General features: G+C 69.0%; 18 protein-coding genes. 5 read left to right on the forward strand and 13 right to left on the reverse strand.

Features of this window, described 5'->3' with window-relative positions:
* Positions 1–46: 46 nt before the first annotated feature.
* The 6 genes from L324_RS26550 to L324_RS26575 are packed head-to-tail and all read right to left on the reverse strand — an operon-like array spanning position 47 to position 8,007.
* Positions 47–826, reverse strand: a complete 780-nt coding sequence (locus tag L324_RS26550) for a YwiC-like family protein (protein WP_037314339.1) — start codon at positions 824–826, stop codon at positions 47–49.
* Positions 823–1,227 carry a CBS domain-containing protein gene (locus L324_RS26555; RefSeq protein ID WP_037314342.1) on the reverse strand — a complete coding sequence of 135 codons (405 nt, stop codon included), beginning with the start codon at positions 1,225–1,227 and terminating at the stop codon, positions 823–825. Before L324_RS26555 ends, L324_RS26550 begins: the two co-directional genes overlap by 4 nt.
* A complete protein-coding gene (narI, locus tag L324_RS26560; RefSeq protein ID WP_037314345.1) occupies positions 1,220–1,966 on the reverse strand; it encodes a respiratory nitrate reductase subunit gamma in 747 nt (248 codons plus the stop codon). The genes L324_RS26555 and narI overlap by 8 nt, the downstream gene beginning before the upstream one ends.
* The gene (narJ, locus tag L324_RS26565) at positions 1,963–2,670 is read right to left on the reverse strand and encodes a nitrate reductase molybdenum cofactor assembly chaperone (RefSeq protein WP_037314346.1); all 708 of its coding nucleotides are present in this window, start codon (positions 2,668–2,670) and stop codon (positions 1,963–1,965) included. Before narJ ends, narI begins: the two co-directional genes overlap by 4 nt.
* Entirely contained in the window at positions 2,667–4,295 is a 1,629-nt protein-coding gene (gene narH, locus L324_RS26570; RefSeq protein ID WP_037314349.1) for a nitrate reductase subunit beta, read from the reverse strand. The genes narJ and narH overlap by 4 nt, the downstream gene beginning before the upstream one ends.
* 1 nt (position 4,296) lies before the next feature.
* Positions 4,297–8,007, reverse strand: a complete 3,711-nt coding sequence (locus L324_RS26575) for a nitrate reductase subunit alpha (RefSeq protein ID WP_051174114.1) — start codon at positions 8,005–8,007, stop codon at positions 4,297–4,299.
* A gap of 229 nt (positions 8,008–8,236) precedes the next feature.
* Between L324_RS26575 and L324_RS26580 the strand changes: the two genes are divergently transcribed.
* Positions 8,237–8,869 carry a hypothetical protein gene (locus L324_RS26580; RefSeq protein WP_201769690.1) on the forward strand — a complete coding sequence of 211 codons (633 nt, stop codon included), beginning with the start codon at positions 8,237–8,239 and terminating at the stop codon, positions 8,867–8,869.
* Between the two features lie 15 nt (positions 8,870–8,884).
* On the opposite strand, the gene L324_RS26585 is transcribed toward L324_RS26580, so the two are convergent.
* The 4 genes from L324_RS26585 to L324_RS26600 form a co-directional block, all read right to left on the reverse strand.
* Entirely contained in the window at positions 8,885–10,123 is a 1,239-nt protein-coding gene (locus L324_RS26585) for an acetyl-CoA hydrolase/transferase family protein (RefSeq protein ID WP_037314352.1), read from the reverse strand.
* Positions 10,124–10,247: 124 nt separating this feature from the next.
* Positions 10,248–10,799: a carboxymuconolactone decarboxylase family protein gene (locus tag L324_RS26590; protein WP_037314354.1), complete on the reverse strand. Its 552-nt coding sequence runs from the start codon at positions 10,797–10,799 to the stop codon at positions 10,248–10,250.
* A 16-nt stretch (positions 10,800–10,815) separates the two neighbouring features.
* On the reverse strand, positions 10,816–11,403 hold the full coding sequence (locus tag L324_RS26595) for a TetR/AcrR family transcriptional regulator (RefSeq protein ID WP_037314493.1): 588 nt from the start codon (positions 11,401–11,403) through the stop codon (positions 10,816–10,818).
* Between the two features lie 75 nt (positions 11,404–11,478).
* Positions 11,479–11,880, reverse strand: coding sequence for a winged helix-turn-helix transcriptional regulator (locus L324_RS26600; protein WP_235783662.1), 402 nt, complete (start codon positions 11,878–11,880; stop codon positions 11,479–11,481).
* 28 nt (positions 11,881–11,908) lie between these two features.
* Between L324_RS26600 and L324_RS26605 the strand changes: the two genes are divergently transcribed.
* Positions 11,909–12,490 (forward strand): hypothetical protein, encoded by a 582-nt coding sequence (locus L324_RS26605; RefSeq protein WP_235783663.1) that lies wholly within the window; start codon positions 11,909–11,911, stop codon positions 12,488–12,490.
* Between the two features lies 1 nt (position 12,491).
* Here L324_RS26605 and L324_RS26610 read toward each other — a convergent pair whose 3' ends face one another.
* The gene (locus L324_RS26610) at positions 12,492–13,385 is read right to left on the reverse strand and encodes a LysR substrate-binding domain-containing protein (protein ID WP_037314359.1); all 894 of its coding nucleotides are present in this window, start codon (positions 13,383–13,385) and stop codon (positions 12,492–12,494) included.
* A 146-nt stretch (positions 13,386–13,531) separates the two neighbouring features.
* Positions 13,532–13,882, reverse strand: a complete 351-nt coding sequence (locus tag L324_RS26615; RefSeq protein ID WP_037314362.1) for a helix-turn-helix domain-containing protein — start codon at positions 13,880–13,882, stop codon at positions 13,532–13,534.
* A gap of 730 nt (positions 13,883–14,612) precedes the next feature.
* On the opposite strand from L324_RS26615, the gene L324_RS26620 reads away from it, so the two are divergent.
* On the forward strand, positions 14,613–14,873 hold the full coding sequence (locus L324_RS26620; protein WP_037314366.1) for a hypothetical protein: 261 nt from the start codon (positions 14,613–14,615) through the stop codon (positions 14,871–14,873).
* A 31-nt stretch (positions 14,874–14,904) separates the two neighbouring features.
* Here L324_RS26620 and L324_RS26625 read toward each other — a convergent pair whose 3' ends face one another.
* On the reverse strand, positions 14,905–15,315 hold the full coding sequence (locus tag L324_RS26625) for an ArsR/SmtB family transcription factor (protein ID WP_037314371.1): 411 nt from the start codon (positions 15,313–15,315) through the stop codon (positions 14,905–14,907).
* 124 nt (positions 15,316–15,439) lie between these two features.
* On the opposite strand from L324_RS26625, the gene L324_RS26630 reads away from it, so the two are divergent.
* Complete coding sequence (locus L324_RS26630) at positions 15,440–15,844, forward strand: arsenate reductase ArsC (protein ID WP_037314374.1); 405 nt, start codon at positions 15,440–15,442, stop codon at positions 15,842–15,844.
* 36 nt (positions 15,845–15,880) lie between these two features.
* Positions 15,881–16,966: an ACR3 family arsenite efflux transporter gene (arsB, locus tag L324_RS26635; RefSeq protein WP_037314376.1), complete on the forward strand. Its 1,086-nt coding sequence runs from the start codon at positions 15,881–15,883 to the stop codon at positions 16,964–16,966.
* Positions 16,967–17,076 lie beyond the last annotated feature (110 nt).

The raw sequence follows: 17,076 nt of genomic DNA on the forward strand, positions 1-17,076 counted from the left end.
GCCGAGGTCCTTTCGACACGGGACCAAGGTCACCGTCCACTATGGACTAGAATGCCAGGAATCCTGACGCCGCAACGAGAATCAGTCCGGCGAGTTCCACCATGCCGATCCGTGCAGGACGCCAGGACGGATCGTGCCACCACAGCGCGCGGCAGGCCAGCACCACGAAAGCGGCCACCGGCCAAAACCGTCCGAGGGGAACGCAGACCGCCGTCACCGTCACCGCCGCGGCCACCGCGAAGACCTGCGCGGCGCGCCTGTAGCGGGGATCGGCACGTTCGCGGATCAGCGACTTCACGTGCAGGGTCGAGCCGACGAGCGTGAGGACGGTGAAGACCGTGGCGGCCAGGACAGGCGTGGTGGTCATCTCCGGCCACGGCGGGGCGAGTCCTCCTCCCGCGACCACCCCGGCCACGATCGGGACGACGAGAGAGCACTGCGCGATCAGGACGAGATCGTTGGTCAGGGACCGCTCGCGGCGCGCTCGTGCCTGCCGCAGGCTGAAGCAGAACAGCAGGAGATAGCCGAACAGGCACCAGACGAGCCAGAGGTGCGTGACCAGTACCGGCGCACCGGCGAGCACGCAGAGCGGTGTCCACACCAGCGCGGCCTTGCGGAACCGCTCCGGCCGACGGGCGGTGAGGAGCCCGGTCAGCGCCCAGCCACCCGGATAGGCGGCCACCCAGGCGAGGGCCAAGGGGGCCAGCCAAGGTGACCAGCCCGCCGCCGCGACCCCCAGGAAGAGCGGAAGGGCGAGGAAACCCCAAGCGCCATGCTGGGAAGGCGCCAGCGGCGAACGACGGCGCGTGGTCGTCCGCGTGCTCATACGCCACGCTCCACGGCTCGCGCGGCGACGTCGGCGTCGCTGCAGAAGCCGGTCAGGCGGCGCTTGAGACACAGCAAACCCACCAGGGTGCCGTCGTCGGCGACCACGGCGAGCCGCCGCTGCCCGCGGGCCAGCAGGAGCAGGCGCGCGTCCTCGGCGGGCAGGTCCGCCGGGATCGTCCGCCCCGCCATGCGCGAGTACGTCAGGGCGAGGCCCACCGCGTCCGCACCGAGGTCGCCGCGGACCAGGGTGCCCATGAGGTGCCCGGACTCGGTGAGCAGAAGCATGTGGACGTGGTCGTCGGCGAAGCAGTCCCGTGCTTGCTCGACGGAGCTGTCGACGGGCAGCGTCTTGGGCAGCCGTACCACCACGTCACCGACCGTCGGTCCGGTCTCACCCAAGGCTCTGCCGCTCCGGGGCGGGCCGGTCGCGTACGGCGGCCGGTGCCGGGCGCGGTGTGGCCGGTGCGCCGCGGCGGGCCCGGTACACGACGTACGGGCGCCACAGGTAGGCCAGGGGCGCCGACCACACGTGGACCAGCCGGGTGAACGGCCACAGCGCGAGGAACAGGAACCCGCCGATCGCGTGCAGCTGGTAGACCAGTGGCGCCTCGGCCATCAAGTGGCTGCGCGGGGAGAACCAGAAGACACTCCGGAACCACACGGCGATCGTTTCGCGGTAGTCATAGCCCTCGCCCAGCAGGTTGGTACCGACGGTGGCTGTCATCCCGAGCACCACCATCACGGCGAGCGCCGCGTAGAGGACCTTGTCCATCCTCGTCGTGGCGCGGCGGACGCGGCCCTTGACGAACCGGCGGGCGATCAACAGGACGAGGCCGACGACGAGGACGACGCCGGTGAGCGTGCCGCCCCACACCGCGGTGGCGTGGTAAAGCCCTTCGGGGACACCGAGTTCGTGCGTCAGTGAGGCCGGCACCAGCAGGCCCATGGCGTGGCCGGCGATGACCCCGAACGCGCCGAGGTGGAACAGCGGCGAGCCCCAGCGCAGGATGCGGCTTTCGAGCAGCTGGCTGGTGTGGGTGGTCCAGCCGAACTGGTCGTGGCGCCACCGCCAGACATGGCCGAGCACGAACACCGCGAGGCAGGCGTAGGGGACGACGATCCAGACGAACGTGCTCACAGCGCACTCTCCAGTGAAGATCCGGCGGGACGCGCCTGCGGGCAGGGCCCGGCGGTCGAATCGGTGCTGAGGTCCGGGCCGAAGCCGATCGCGTCGACGTCGACGCCGTAGGGCGCCAAGCCCACCGATTCCACCGGCGGACCGTCCACCGCGAGCGTCCGGATCGCCTCCCGGTCGGCTTCGGTCAAGGGCGGCAGCACCGCGACGATCGCTTCGAGCAGGTGCCGGTAGGGCGATCCGGTCTCCTCCAGCGCGGAACGCAGGAGTTCCAGGCCCTGGCGATGCTGCCGCAGCGGCGCCTCGCCGTCACCAGGACCGGCGACGGCGGCGAACTCCAGCACCACCGGCAGCAGATCGGGCAGCTCGCCCTCGGCCAGGCGCAGGCCGTGGGCGCGGTAGCGCTGTTTGAGGGTGAGCAGGGCGATACCGCGTTTGCGGGTGTCGCCGTGCAGGTAGTACGTCAGGTACAACCCGCACCTTCGGCGCAGGTCGAACGTGCGTACGTAGTGGGTTTCGACCGCGAGCGGGTCGGTGGTCAGGAACCAGTCGAGGAACGCCGTGAGCCGCTCGCGCGTCTCGGGGTGGGTGATCGCGCCGACCGCGGCACGCAGCTCCGGCCCGGCGCCGGACATCCGCTCGCCGGGATAGGTGAGCAGCACCGAGGCGAGGTCGAACAGCCGCGCCCGGTCCGGCCCGCCGGTCATGACCGGCCTCCTGCCGGGTCGATGGACAGGCCGAGCCTGCCGTCGCCGCGGCGGGCGAAGAGACTCCGGCGGCCAGGGTGGACCCGCTGGTCGTCGGCCACGAGGTGGAACCGCTCGCCGGTGGCGGCGACCGGCTCGGTCATCCCCGGCCCACCGGCGCAGTCGAGCGAACAGTCCGAAGTGGACACCGCCTGTGCCTCCAGCGCGGCGGCGTCCTTGCTGTAGGCGGTGGGAATGACGTAGCGCTCGTCGTACTTGGCGATCGCCAGCAGCCGGTACATCGCCTCGATCTCGTCGCCGGACATGCCGACGGCTTCGCATAGTTCCCCGGCGACGGTGCCGTCGAGGGTGCGGGCGCGCATGTAGGAGCGCATCGCGGCGAGCTTCATCAGCACGCCGGCCACCGCGTCGGCGTCGCCCGCGGTGAACAGCTCGGCCAAGTACTCCACGGGGATCCGCAGATCACGGATGGTGTGGAAGACGTCGTCGGCGTCGGTGTCGTCGCGTCCGGCGGCGCCGACCGCGTCCAGCACCGGCGAGAGCGGCGGGACGTACCAGACCATCGGCAGGGTGCGGTATTCCGGGTGCAGCGGCAGCGCGATCCGGTACTCGCTGATCAGCTTCCACACCGGCGAGGCCTGCGCGGCGAGCACCCACTCCTCGGGCAAGCCCGCTTCGGTGGCCAGGCGCACCGTCTCGGGATCGTGCGGGTCCAGGAACACGGCTCGTTGCGCGGCAAGGAGTTCCTGGTCGTTTTCGATCGAGGCGGCGGCGAGCACGGCATCCTCGTCGTAGAAGACCAGACCCAGATAACGCAACCGGCCGACGCAGGTCTCCGAGCAGATCGTGGGCTGACCCGCTTCGACGCGCGGGAAGCAGAAGGTGCACTTCTCGGCCTTGCCGGTGGCATGGTTGACGTAGACCTTCTTGTAGGGACAGGCACTCACGCACATGCGCCAGCCACGGCACCGGTCCTGATCGACCAGGACGATGCCGTCCTCCTCGCGTTTGTACATCGCACCCGACGGGCAGGCCGAGACGCACGCGGGATTGAGGCAGTGCTCGCAGATGCGCGGCAGGTGGAACATGAAGGTCTTCTCGAACTCGAACTGCACCCGCGCCGCGGCCTCGGGATCCATCGCGGTGATGTTCGGATCGGTGGCGGCGCGTTCGTGGGCACCGCCGAGGCCGTCTTCCCAGTTGGCGCCCCAATCCAGGCTCATCGGTTCGCCGGTGAGGGCCGAACGCGGCTGTTTGACCGGCGTGTCGGTCAGCCCGGCGGGGGCGTCGACGAGGACGTCCTTGTCGAAGGTGGCGGGCTCGTAGTAGTCGTCGAGGGTCGGCAGGTCGGGATTGGCGAAGATCCGCGAGAGCCGCTTCGCACGGCCGCCGGATCGCAGCACCAGCCGCCCCTTGGCGTCGAGCTTCCAGCCGCCCTTCCAGCGTTCCTGGTCCTCGTAGTGCTTCGGGTAGCCGATGCCCGGTTTCGTTTCGACGTTGTTGAACCAGACGTACTCGGTGCCCTCACGGTTGGTCCAGGTCTGCTTGCAGGTCACCGAACAGGTGTGGCAGCCGATGCACTTGTCGAGGTTCATCACCATCGCCACCTGGGCGCGGATACGCATGTCAGTACTCCACTTTCTGGCTGCGCCGCCGGATCACGGTGATCTCGTCACGCTGGCTGCCGATCGGGCCGTAGTAGTTGAAGGCGTAGGTCAGCTGGGCGTGCCCTCCCGCGAGATGCGTGGGCTTGACGAGCAGCCGTGTCATCGAATTGTGGTAGCCGCCGCGTTTTCCCTTGCCCTGGCCGTTTTTCTCGGTCTTCGGGACGTTCACGGTGCGTTCGGGGGAGTGGTACTGGAACACCGTGCCCTCGGGCATCCGGTGGCTGACCACCGCGCGCGCCACGATGATGCCGTTGCGGTTGACCGCCTCGACCCAGTCGTTGTCGGCGACGCCGATCTTGGCGGCGTCCTCGACACTCATCCAGATCACCGGCCCGCCCCGCGACAACGCCAGCATCAGCTCGTTGTCGTGGTACATCGAGTGGATCGACCACTTCGCGTGCGGGGTGAGGAACCGGACCGTGACGCCGCCGTCGGCGAGTTCGCCCGGTTCGCCGAAGTGCCGGGCCATGTTCAGCGGCGGCCGGTACCCGGGCAGATGCTCGCCCAGTTCGGCGACCCAGTCGTGCTCGACGAAGAAGTGCTGCCTGCCGGTGAGGGTGTGCCACGGCTTGCGCCGTTCGACGTTGATGGTGAACGGCGAGTAGCGGCGTCCGTCCTTCTCCGATCCCGACCACTCCGGGCTGGTGATCACCGGCTGCGGCGCCCGCTGGGTGGCCGCGTAGGTGACGTGGTCGGTTTCGTGGCCCTCGACCAGATCGGTGAACTGCCTACCGGTCCGCTTTTCCAGCTGCTGGAAGCCCTCGTGCGCCACCCGGCCGTTGGTCGTGCCGGAGAGCGCGAGGATCGCCTCGCACATCCGGTCCGCTGTGGACAGTGAAGGCCGTCCCGCGAAGGGGCCTTCGGTCACGACACCGTTCTGATGCCGCAGGTACTCCAGCTCCGGGGTGACGTCGACGGTGATGCCCTTGGTCGTCGTACCGAGCTTGTCCAGCAACGGCCCGACGGCGCGCATCTTGGCGCCGATGAGCGTGTAGTCGCGTTCGACCTCGACCAGCTTCGGCATGGTCACCCCGGGCACGGGCTCGCATTCGCCGTACTTCCAGTCGCGCACCCGGCCCGACGGCGTCGCCAGCTCGTCGGGGGTGTCGTGCTGCAGCGGCGCGGCCAGCACGTCGCGGCGGGTACCGAGGTGGGTGACGGCGAGTTCACTGACCTTGTCGGCGAGTGCCAGGAAGGCGTCGTAGTCGGTGCGCACCTCGGACGGCGGCGAGACGGCCGGGGAGAAGGCGTGCACGAAAGGATGCATGTCGGTGGTGGAGATGTCGTGCTTCTCGTACCAGGTGGCCGCGGGCAGCACGACGTCGCTGTGCAGCCCGGTGTTGGTCATCCGGAAGTCGATCGCGGTGAGCAGGTCGAGCTTTCCGGTGGGCGCCTCGTCCCGCCACGCCACGTCGCGGGGACGTTCGCCTGGCCCGCATTCCTCGGCCGAGGCCAGGGAGCGCACGCCGAGCAGGTGCTTCATGAAGAACTCGTTGCCCTTGCCGGACGAGCCGAGCAGGTTGGCCCGCCACAAGGTCAGGCAGCGCGGGAAGTTCGCCGGGTCGTCGGGGTCGTCGGCCACGGCCTTGAGCCGTCCCGCCCGCAGTTCGGCGACGATGTGTTCGGCGGTGCTCACGCCCGCGGCCGCGGCCTCGTCGGTCAGATCCAGCGGGTTGCGGTCGAACGCCGGGTGGCCGGGTGACCAGCCCATCCGCTGGGCGGCCGCGACGGTGTCGGCGAAGGTCATGCCCGCCAGCCGCCCTTGCCCCAGCGGGGACGCGAGTTCGTCGGCGGGCACCTTCTCGTAGCGCCACTGATCGGTGTGGAGATACCAGAACGGGGTGCTCGCCTGGTGACGCATCGGCCGCTGCCAGTCGAAGGCGAAGCTCAGATGCTGTTGCCCGGTGATCGGCCGCGCCTTCTCCTGGCCGACGTAGTGCGCCCAGCCGCCGCCGTTGACGCCCTGGCAGCCGGTGAGGGTGACCAGGGCGATCAGCGCGCGGTAGGTCATGTCGGAGTGGAACCACTGGTTGGCGCCCGCGCCGAGCGCGATCAGGGTACGGCCGCGGCTGCGCTCGGCGTTGCGGGCCAATTCGCGCCCGATCCTGACCGCCATCGCCGCGGGCACGCCGGTGATCCGCTCCTGCCACGCGGGGGTGTGCGGGGCCTCGGCGTCGTCGTACCCGGTCGGCCATTCACCGGGCAGATCGCCGCGGTGGACCCCGTACTGGGCCATGAGCAGGTCGAACACGCCGGTGACCAGGTGCTCGCCGATCCGCAGCACCGGAACGCCGCGGCGCATCGTGGTGCCACCCTCGGTCTCGCCGACGTCGAACCGCGCGAGGTCGACGGCGACCTGTCCGGTGGCGTGGCCGAGCACGCCGAGCGCGGGCACGACGTCACCGAGGTCGAGGTTCCACCGGCCCTCGCCCTCGGCGCCGTACCGGAACCCGAGCGATCCGTTGGGCACCACCGGTTCTCCGGAGGCGTCGTCGAGCAGGACGGTCTTGTGCTCCGCGCCGGGGTCTCGGTCGCCGAGGTCCGCGGCGGTGAGGAACCGGTCGGTGGCGTATACCCCCGGTTCGCGCTCGCGCAGCGTCACGAGGAACGGCAAGTCGGTGTTGGACCGCACGTAGCCGGTGAAGTAGGGAACCTGGCGGTCACGGAAGAACTCGGTCAGCACGACGTGCCCCATGGCCATCGCCAGCGCCCCGTCCGTGCCGGGATGCGGCGCCAGCCAGTCGTCGGCGAACTTCACGTTGTCGGCGTAGTCCGGGCTGACCGCGACCACCTTCGTGCCGCGGTACCGCGCCTCCGCGAGGAAGTGCGCGTCCGGGGTGCGGGTGACCGGGATGTTGGAGCCCCACATGACGAGGTAGGTCGAGTTCCACCAGTCGCCGGCCTCGGGGACGTCGGTCTGGTCGCCCCACACCTGCGGCGAGGCGACCGGAAGGTCGGCGTACCAGTCGTAGAACGACAGCAGCGTGCCGCCCATCAGCGCGTGATAGCGGGTGCCCGCCGCGAAGGAGGCCATCGACATCGCGGGGATGGGCGAGAAGCCGACCACGCGGTCGGGCCCGTAGGACTTGGTGGTGTGGACGTGGGCGGCGGCCACCATCGTGGCGGCCTCGTCGAAGGTGGCGCGCACGAAGCCGCCGCGGCCGCGCTGTCCTTTGTAGACTTCGGCTTTACGCGGATCCTCGACGATGTCCGCCCAGGCCGCGACCGGGTCGCCGAACCGCTTGAGGCCCGCCCGGAACATGGTGAGCAGCGAGCCGCGCACATACGGGTGCCGCACGCGAGAAGGCGAGTACTCGTACCACGAGAACGACGCGCCCCGGGGGCATCCGCGCGGCTCGTAGTCGGGGCTGTCCGGCCCGGTGGTCGGGTAGTCGGTCGCCTGGTGCTCCCAGGTGATCAGGTCGTCCTTCACGAACACGTTCCACGAGCAGGACCCGGTGCAGTTCACCCCGTGCGTCGAGCGCACGACACGGTCGTAACTCCAGCGGTCGCGGTAGAAGGACTCCCACGCGCCCCCGTCGATCTGGTGCAGGGTGCGGCCGTGGTCGCCGACGGTCTCCTTGGTCAGGAACCGGCGTACGCCGAGTAACGGGCCGTGGCCGGGAACGTGGTCGTTCGCGGGTGCCGGGTGATCTGGGCGGGTGGACACGATGACGCGGCTCCTTAGCGCTCCGGCACGGCGACACAGCTCGCCTCGACACCATCGCGGTGTCGGCCGCACGCTGACAAGCCTCGGCGAAAGCCGAACGGCGTTCATCGGTCGAATGACGCGGCTCCGGGGGACCTTGGTCCTTCGAGGACGGACCGGTGCCGAAAGGTCCTCGCTTCACGGTCATCCGGCCCTGTCCGCCGTCGCCGGACGGACTTGTACTGAGGGCATGACCCGTTCCGGCACGCGACCACGGCTCCCGACGCGGGGACGCGATCTCGCGTGGACCTGGTTCCTGGTGGTGACGCCCGCCGAATTCCTCGGTTTCGTCAGCCCGGCGGTCGCCGGAGCGGTCACCGCGGACCGCTCCGCGGCCGTCACACTGCCGGTCATGCTCGTGGCGGGCGCGATCGAAGGCGCGGCCCTCGGCGGTGGCCAGGCATGGGTGCTTCGGCGCGCCCTGCCGTCGGTGAGCACCTGGCGGTGGGTGGCGGCGACGGCCGCGGCCGCGATGTTCGCCTACTTCGCCGGCCTCGCCCCGAGTACCTGGGCCTCCGCTCTGCTCGGCACACCGCTCTTCTGGCCGGTGATCGCGGTCCTGGGCGTCGCCCTTCTCCTGTCCATCGGCTTCGCCCAGTGGCTGCTCCTCCGGCGCCACGTCGCCGATTCGGCCCGGTGGATCGTCACCACGGCCGGAGCGTGGCTGCTCGGGCTGGCGGTGTTCATGGGCGTCGTCACCCCGTTGTGGCAACCGGGCCAGAGCCTGACCACGACGATCCTCGTCGGTGTCCTCGGTGGTCTCCTCATGGCGGCGACCACCTCGGCCCTCACCGCGCTCGCCCTGCGCAGCCTGCTCGGCTGAAGCGGTTCTCCTTCGTCAGGAACCCGCGAGGGAAAAGCCGAGCCGGCGGCCCGCGTCGCGGAGTTCGTCGCGGGCGCGGGGGTGGGCGACGTGCTCGATGATCTGCCGGGCCTGTTCGCCCGCGTCGTGGCCCCAGATGGCGGCGGTGCCCTGTTCACTGACGAAGTAGCTGTGCTGGAAGGAGGTGACCGGCCCGGCCAGGCGGGGCACGACGGTCGACACGTCGGCCTTGGGATGCCAGGACGGGAGGGCGATGATCGCCCGGCCGCCGGGGGAGTGCAGCGCTCCGACCACGAAGTCGGTCTGTCCGCCGAACCCGGAGTAGATGACGTCGTTCACCCGGCTGGCGTTCGCCTGCGCGTACAGGTCGATCTGCAGGGCGCCGTTGATGGAGACCAGACGTGGCCGCCGGGCGATCAGGCCGGGGTCGTTGGTCTTTTCGGTGCGCAGGAGCCGGACTCGCGGATTACGGTCCACCCAGTCGTACAGTTCGGCGCCGCCGAACACGAACGACGCCGTCACCGGCGTGTCCGCGTCGAGCGCGCCGGCCTGCTCCAGGGCCAGCACGCCGTCGCTGAACATCTCCGACCACACGGCGAGGCCCCGGCGTGCGGTCAGCGCCGCGAGCACCGCGTCCGGGACCGCGCCGATGCCCAGCTGCAGGGTCGCGTCGGCGGGGACGAGGTCGGCGACGCGTTCACCGATAGTGTGGGAAACGTCGCTGATCGGGCGGAACACGGGGGAGGGCAGCGGCTCGTCGACCTCGATCGCGTAGTCGACCTCGTCGCAGGGCAGCACGCCGTCGCCGTAGGTGTAGGGCATCCGCGGGTTGAGCTGGGCGATCACCAGCCCGCCGCGGGCACGGACCGCTTCGATCGCCGCGGGCAGGATGTTGACCTCCGTGCCCAGCGACACGCAGCCGTCCACCGGGGTGGACGTGTGGATCAGCACGATGTCGGGCGGCAGGGCCTGCCGGAGCAGGCGGGGCACCAGCGACAGCCGGGAGGGGAAGTACCGCAGCGCGGACTTGCCGCGCATGCCCGATCCGACGAAAGGCGTCTCCAGGGTGACGCCGTCCCGGTCCGGGATGCCGGGCTGGGCGTTGAGCGCGAAGAGCCGGTACTCGGCCACCGACTTGTCCAGCAGGCCGAGGGCGTGATGAGGGGTGGCGAAGTTGCCGCTGACCACGACCCGCGGCGGGGTGGCGACGGCGGCCAGCACGGCGGCGAGGCGTGCCTCGGACAGGATGCGCATGCTTCCTGCATACCCGACCTGGCGGGAAGGGTGACTCGGCGGGGTTCGGTCGGGCTCGTCGAGGGGCCTCGTGAGTGGTAATGACGGTTAGAACCGTCATTACCACTCACGAGGGCCAGGGTGGTCAGGGGCGCTGCCACTCCTGTCCCTGCCACGCCGGGTCCAGCGGGGTATGCGCGACGTGGTTGGTGTAGTTCGACAAGGTCTTCATGCCGACACCGAGGATCACGTCCAGCACGTTGCGTTCGGTGTAGCCCGCGGCGAGGAAGTCCTCGACCTCCTTGTCGGTGATCCAGCCCTGATTGCCCACCATCGACGCGGTGAACCGGCGCACCGCGTCCAGCGCGTTGTCGGGCAGCGGTTTTCCTTCGCGCAGGGCCGTGACGACGTCACTGTCCACTCCGGACTTCAGGGCCAGGGTGGAATGCGCGGCCACGCAGTATTCGCATTCGTTCAGCACGCTGGCGGTGATCCACACGACGTGTTTTGCCTTGGCGGGTAAGGAAGACTTGCCGAAAAGTTCCGCGAGGGCGTTGTAGCCCGCGAGCAGTTCCGGGGATTCCGCCATCACCGCGTTGAGGGTGGTGATGAATCCCATGCGCCGCTTCGCCGACTTCAGATGAGGCCGGGATGCCTCGGGTGCGGTCGTTTCGTCGTGGAGGGTGAACGGGGTCATGTGGGAGGATCTCCTTTCAGGCGGCCAGCAATCCGATCGCCGCCGTGACGGACTTCTCGAGGGTTCCGGGATCCGCTCCGGCGCGGGAACGGAGGTTGACGCCGTAGGCCAGCAAAGCGAGCATGTCGGCGGCCGACGCGACGGAGACTTCCGGACGTAACTGTCCCGCGGCTTCGGCGCGTTCCAGGGCGCTGAACATCGCGGCGCGCAACCGATCGTGATGCAGGCTCAGGATTTCCCGGACATCGGGATCGTCGCCGTCGCCGTTCGCGTGGGCGTTGGAAATCAGGCAACCCCACCTGGCGTGTTCGCCCGAACAGCGTGTCTCGATCAGCTTGCGGAAGAACTCGGTGACGATGGCGAGACCGCTCGTGCCGTCGGTGAGCTTGCGCAAGACCGGCTCGGAGCGGCGCTCGACATAGTGGCGCAGCGCGGCGACGTAGAGCTCTTGCTTGCCACCGAAAGTGGAGTAAAGGCTGGACCTGTTGAGTCCGGTGGCGGAGACGATGTCCTGCACGCCGGTCGAGCCCACTCCTTGGCGCCAGAACAGTCGCACCACCGAGTCGAGCACCGTGTCCGGGTCGAAATGCTTGACGTCGGGCATGATCACCCCCGCTATCTTGAAACGTTCGTTCCAAGATAGCGCCGGAAGTCGAACGCGCGCAAGGCGTCGCTCGAATTACCCGATCGCGGTGGTGCAGCTCATCGCCGCGTCCGGCGCGGCCCTGCCGTGGGTGCGCTCCAGGTGGGCTTCACCCCAGACCCTCACACCCTCGACGACGGGAAGGACGGTGGTCCCGTAAGGAGTCAGCCGGTAGAGGACGCGTGCGGGAACCGGTCCGGTCTCCACGCGTTCGACGAGTCCATCGGCTTCGAGTTCACGCAGCTGTTCGGCCAGCACCTTGGAGGTGATCGGCGCGCCTCTGCGGCGGAGACCCGCGAAATGGGTCTCACCGTGCGCGAGCCAGTACACCAGGGTCAGCTTCCACTTCCCGCCGATCGCGGCGAACGCCGCGGCCATCGGACAGCCGGGCAACGGGTTGGGGCGCGAGAGGTTACCTGCAGGTGCCTTCTTGTCCATGGCCGTGCTCCACTCGGATAGTCGGACCATGACCGTGCCATACAAACGAATCCTGATCGCGGGCCTTTCGGTCCTCATGCTGATCGCGACGGCGGCGTCGGGGGACGCCACGACCTCTCCCGCCTCTTCGGCGGCCGCCGACGGCCAACGAGACTTCGACTGGGAGATCGGCACTTGGCGCTCCTCGGTGCGGGTGCTCGCCGAGCCGCTCTCGGACTCCGCCGACGTCTGGCTCCAGTTCGGGGGCACCAGCGTCGTGCGGCCGCTCTCGGAGGGGCGGGCGAACGTCCTCGAGTTCGCCGTCTCGGGGCCGAACGGGCGCATCGACGCCCTCAACCTGCGGCTGTACGAACCGCAGGCGCAGCGGTGGAGCCTGACCTTCATCAACATGCGCGACGGCCTGCTCACCCCGGCGGTGTACGGCGGATTCCGCGACGGCGTCGGCGAGTTCTACGGCGACGACAGGCTCGGAGACCGCCCGATCAAGGTGCGGTTCCGGATCGTCCGGCCGAATCCGGACGAGGCGAGGTTCGAGCAGGCGTTCTCGGCCGACGGCGGGACGACGTGGGAGACGAACTGGCTGGCCGTGGACTGCCGGATCCGCCGATGACTCAGTACTCGGCGTCCAGCGCGAGCAGTTCGTTCAGTACGGCCTCGAGGGCCGGGCCGTGGTCGTCGCGGCGCCAGGCCGCGCGGAGATCGACATCGTGCGGCGACGTGTCGAGCGGGACGAAGACGACGTGAGGGTCGTTGACGTTCCTGGCCACCGACGCGAGGGTCAGGTGACAGCCGACCTGGGCACTCACGAGGGCGAGCGCGGTCTGGGTGTCCGGGGCGATCTGGACGACGTCGGCGATGAATCCGGCCTGGTGGGCCAGCCGCCGTAGCCTGTCCGGCAATACGGCGCCTTCGTGCGGGGGCAGGGATACGAAGCCGTCGTCGGCCAGCTGCCCGAACTCGAGCCGCCGGGCTCCCGCCAGGGGGTGGGTGTCCGGGACGGCGACCACGAGCGCGTCGGGCATGACGACCCGGGCGACGACTTCGGCGGGGATGACGTCCCAGCGGCCGAGTGCGATGTCCGTTTCGCCTTGGACGAGTTTCTTCATGGCCGGTTGGGCGAAGTTCTGGCTCGACAGTTCCAGCCGGATCCCCGGGCGTTGCGCCCGCACGGCGCGCGCGAGGCGGGCGACGAGGTCGTGGGTCGACACCCCGGCGAACGCGATCCGGACGAGCCCGACCTCGCCGTCACCCGCCGAACGCACGGCCGCGTCGGCCCGGCGTAAGGCTTCGATGACGTCTTTCGCGGGGCCGACGAGGGCTTGCCCGCCCGCGGTCAGGTTCACCGACCGGGTGTTGCGATCGAAGAGCCGGATCCCGAGTTCCCGCTCCAGCTGCTTGATCGTGCGGCTCAACGGCGGCTGGGCGATGTGCAGCCGTTCGGCGGCCCGGCCGAAGTGCAGTTCCTCGGCGACGGCGAGGAAGGAACGGAGTTGCTGAACGTCCATAATTGCGTCGAAGGTATCACGGAGCGACGAATTAGGTCTCTTGTCGATCTGAATGGTTGATCGGCGGCAAGGGAAAGGCCCATTGACGCGGAACGGCACGCGGCGCTGGGGCCGCGTGCCGGATCGATCGGCGAGAAGTGGGCAGGTCAGTCGTGCGTGCCCTCGCTGGCGAGGCCTTGGGACCGGTTGAGGTTCTGGGCTTCGTGGAGCTGGTCTTCGAGGGTGACGATGCGGCAGGCGGCCTCGATCGCGGTGCCCTGGTCGACCATTTCCCGCACTCGGGCGGCCAGGCGCAGCTGATGCCGGGAGTAGCGGCGGTGCCCGCCGGCGGATCGCTGCGGGGTGATCAGTCCTGCCTCGTCGAGGCTGCGCAGGAATCCTTGCGTCGCGCCGAGCATGTCGGCGGCGCGGCCCATGGTGTAGGCGGGGTAGTGCTCATCGTCGAACTTGTTGTCGGCCCCGCTGGGCGTGGCCGGTCCTTCTTGGTCAGGGATCATTCCACCTCCATCACAAAGGGCCCCGGGTGCCAGAAACGGCACCCGGGGCCCTCAGGGTTGGGTTTCACCATTGTCAACCGGCGTGAACGCCGGCTTCCTGCACCCGCGTCCGGTGAAACACCGGACCGTGCGGGGATCGCTCATTCGTGACCGAGAACCACCTCCGAACTCGATGGAACCACGGCACCCGCGCGGCACTACCCGGCCGCCGCGGGCGATCCAATGATGACGCCTTTCCCTTCTTTCCTGTGTTTTCCACTTGCTGGGTACTGCTACTTCACCTGCTGCGAACGTCACCGCCGGGAACCCTTCCACTGATCGGTCCCAGCACGCTGACGCCGCTGGTCACTGCCCGGAGCCCTGTTCACCGATCGGCTCCGGCCACCTGACCGGTCCTGCAACTGCACTTGCCTACTGCGCTACTTACTACTGCGTTGTTCGACTATCGATATTGCCGCTCCAGGCCGGTACTACCTGGCAAACCTCTTCACAACCCCGGCCTGGAGTACTGCTCTCGGCCACCAGCCGGAACCTGTTCCTTGATCGGCTCCGTCCTGCCTGACCGTCCTGTCTCACCTCGCGGGTAGTTACGTTCTCTCCCGCGCCTGCTTGACGTTGTCTTTCTCGGTACAAGGAGAAGACTACACACACCCGTCGTTGAATGTCTACTCCGCTCGACATAGATTTTCTGCGGCGTGTCGGACGGAGTGTGGAAAAGAGGCTCACGGGCATGAGTGACGAGGTCCTGCGGGATCCGCTCGACGAGCGGTACGGCCTGGTCGGGGTGCGTGACCTGGAGGAGTACGCCGAAGCCCTGGCCCGGCTGCTGGAGCGGGGGCGGCGGGAGCGGTTCGCGGCGTTGCTGTCGGAGGCCGAGGCCTACGCGGCGGCGGAACTGCTCGGGCGGTTCGCGCAGCTCGAACCGCATGGCGCGCTGAACCAGCTGGCCGCGTCACTGGCGAGCCGTCTCTACAGCAGGCTGGGTGCCTGAACTTCCGGAAGATCGGTGACGCGGTGGGGGTTCAGCACCGCGTGCCGCGGTCGGCGCCGGACAGGCGGGCGGGCCGGTCGGCGAGCGGGCCGCCCGGGCGCAGCAGGCTTTCCAGCGTCTCCAGCGGTTCGGGGACGACGGTGTACCAGCTCCACGTGCCTCGCCGTTCGCGTTCGAGGATGCCGGCGGAGACCAGGACGCGGAGATGATGGCTCAGCGACGGCTGTGGCATGTCGAATTCCTCGGCCAGGTCGCAGAAACACGCCTCGCCTCCCGGTGAATACCGCACGAGTGACAGCAGTCGGACGCGCACCGGGTCCGCGAGGGCCTTGAACAGTTTCGCGGCCGTCTCGGCGTCGGCCGGGTCGACGACGGCGGCGGGTTCGGCCATCAGCAGGGTCACCGGGACCGGTGTCCTGACGTGACCGTTCTCGCTCGCCATATGCCCTCCCGTGCCGGTGGAACCCCGAGTGTACCGGCTGAATTGACAAAGTTCGATCCAAGCCCTTCAATTGCATCGAGATACTTCAATCCAGTGTCCGTGCCGTGAGGAAAGGGAACCGGGTATGACCCGCACGCCTGAGGTGTTGTTCGTCTGCGTGCACAACGCGGGCCGCTCGCAGATGGCCGCCGGACTGCTGCAGCACTACTCGCTGGGGCGCGTCGCCGTCCGCTCCGCCGGTTCCGAACCCGCGGAGAAGGTGAACCCGGCCGCCGCCGCGGCGCTCGCGGAGTGGGGACTGGACATCACCGCCGAGATCCCCGGCAAACTGTCCACAGAGGACGTCGAGGCCTCCGACGTGGTGATCACCATGGGCTGCGGCGACACCTGCCCGGTCTTTCCCGGCAAGCGTTACCTGGACTGGCCGCTGGCAGACCCGGCAGGTCAGGGCCTGGAGGCCGTCCGCCCGATCCGCGACGAGATCGACCGCCGCGTCCGTGGCCTGCTCGCCGAAATCCTCGACGCTTAGCCCCCGATCCCCACTGGATTCAGGAGAAGCACCCTCGTGACCCCTCTCGCCGACAAGGCGAGGTCGTCGGCCGACGCCGACGTCCTGCGCAAACTGTCCTTTTTGGATCGGTTCCTGCCCGTCTGGATCATCGCCGCGATGGCGGCCGGTCTCCTGCTGGGCAGCGTTGTCCCCGGCCTGCAGGGTGTGCTGGACGCGGTGAAGATCGGGCAGGTGTCGCTGCCGATCGCGCTCGGGCTGCTGCTGATGATGTACCCGGTGCTGGCGAAGGTCCGCTACGACAAGCTCGGCACGGTCACCGGCGACAAGCGCACGATGGTGCTTTCCCTTGTCCTCAACTGGATCGCGGGCCCGGCGCTGATGTTCGCGCTGGCGTGGCTGATGTTGCCGGATCTGCCGGAGTACCGGACCGGGCTGATCATCGTCGGGCTGGCCCGCTGCATCGCGATGGTGATCATCTGGAACGACCTGGCCTGCGGCGACCGCGAGGCCGCCGCGGTGCTGGTCGCGCTGAACTCGGTGTTCCAGGTGATCATGTTCGGTGTGCTCGGCTGGTTCTACCTCGACCTGCTGCCCGGCTGGCTCGGCCTCGACACCACCAGTATCGACTTCTCACCGTGGGAGATCGCGTTCAGCGTGCTCATCTTCCTCGGCATTCCCCTCGCCGCCGGCTATCTGTCGCGCCGCGTCGGCGAACGCGGCAAGGGACGCGAGTGGTACGAGGGCAGGTTCCTGCCGAAGATCGGCCCGATCGCGCTGTACGGGCTGCTGTTCACCATCGTCGTGCTCTTCGCCCTCCAAGGTGACACCATCACCTCCCAGCCGCTGGACGTCGTCAGGATCGCCTTGCCGCTGCTGGTGTACTTCGCGGTGATGTGGGGCGGCGGATACGCGCTGGGCAAGGCGTCCGGCCTGTCCTACGAGCGCACCACGACGCTGGCCTTCACCGCCGCGGGCAACAACTTCGAACTCGCGATCGCCGTGGCCATCGGCGTTTTCGGGGTCACGTCCGGGCAGGCGCTCGCCGGGGTCGTCGGCCCGCTGATCGAAGTGCCGGTGCTGGTGGGGCTGGTGTACGTCAGCCTGTGGTTGCGTTCGCGCTGGACGGCTCGTTCGCGGTAAGGGGCTGAAGGGGCCCTTCACCGCATCTCACGCGGCGAAGGGCGCTTTCCTCGCATGAGATGCGGGGAAAGCGTCCTTCAGCCCTGCCGAGTCGGGGGCGCGGTGGTCCA

Source organism: Amycolatopsis orientalis DSM 40040 = KCTC 9412 (assembly GCF_000478275.1).
Taxonomy (GTDB): Bacteria; Actinomycetota; Actinomycetes; order Mycobacteriales; family Pseudonocardiaceae; genus Amycolatopsis; species Amycolatopsis orientalis.

What these genes read in the sequence shown, in the direction of transcription:
- L324_RS26550 (WP_037314339.1), bottom strand. Translation starts at nt 826, where the DNA reads ATGAGCACGCGGACGACCACGCGCCGTCGTTCGCCGCTGGCGCCTTCC.
- narJ (WP_037314346.1), bottom strand. Translation starts at nt 2,670, where the DNA reads ATGACCGGCGGGCCGGACCGGGCGCGGCTGTTCGACCTCGCCTCGGTG.
- narH (WP_037314349.1), bottom strand. Translation starts at nt 4,295, where the DNA reads ATGCGTATCCGCGCCCAGGTGGCGATGGTGATGAACCTCGACAAGTGC.
- L324_RS26580 (WP_201769690.1), top strand. Translation starts at nt 8,237, where the DNA reads ATGACCCGTTCCGGCACGCGACCACGGCTCCCGACGCGGGGACGCGAT.
- L324_RS26585 (WP_037314352.1), bottom strand. Translation starts at nt 10,123, where the DNA reads ATGCGCATCCTGTCCGAGGCACGCCTCGCCGCCGTGCTGGCCGCCGTC.
- L324_RS26590 (WP_037314354.1), bottom strand. Translation starts at nt 10,799, where the DNA reads ATGACCCCGTTCACCCTCCACGACGAAACGACCGCACCCGAGGCATCC.
- L324_RS26595 (WP_037314493.1), bottom strand. Translation starts at nt 11,403, where the DNA reads ATGCCCGACGTCAAGCATTTCGACCCGGACACGGTGCTCGACTCGGTG.
- L324_RS26600 (WP_235783662.1), bottom strand. Translation starts at nt 11,880, where the DNA reads ATGGACAAGAAGGCACCTGCAGGTAACCTCTCGCGCCCCAACCCGTTG.
- L324_RS26605 (WP_235783663.1), top strand. Translation starts at nt 11,909, where the DNA reads ATGACCGTGCCATACAAACGAATCCTGATCGCGGGCCTTTCGGTCCTC.
- L324_RS26610 (WP_037314359.1), bottom strand. Translation starts at nt 13,385, where the DNA reads ATGGACGTTCAGCAACTCCGTTCCTTCCTCGCCGTCGCCGAGGAACTG.
- L324_RS26615 (WP_037314362.1), bottom strand. Translation starts at nt 13,882, where the DNA reads ATGATCCCTGACCAAGAAGGACCGGCCACGCCCAGCGGGGCCGACAAC.
- L324_RS26620 (WP_037314366.1), top strand. Translation starts at nt 14,613, where the DNA reads ATGAGTGACGAGGTCCTGCGGGATCCGCTCGACGAGCGGTACGGCCTG.
- L324_RS26625 (WP_037314371.1), bottom strand. Translation starts at nt 15,315, where the DNA reads ATGGCGAGCGAGAACGGTCACGTCAGGACACCGGTCCCGGTGACCCTG.
- L324_RS26630 (WP_037314374.1), top strand. Translation starts at nt 15,440, where the DNA reads ATGACCCGCACGCCTGAGGTGTTGTTCGTCTGCGTGCACAACGCGGGC.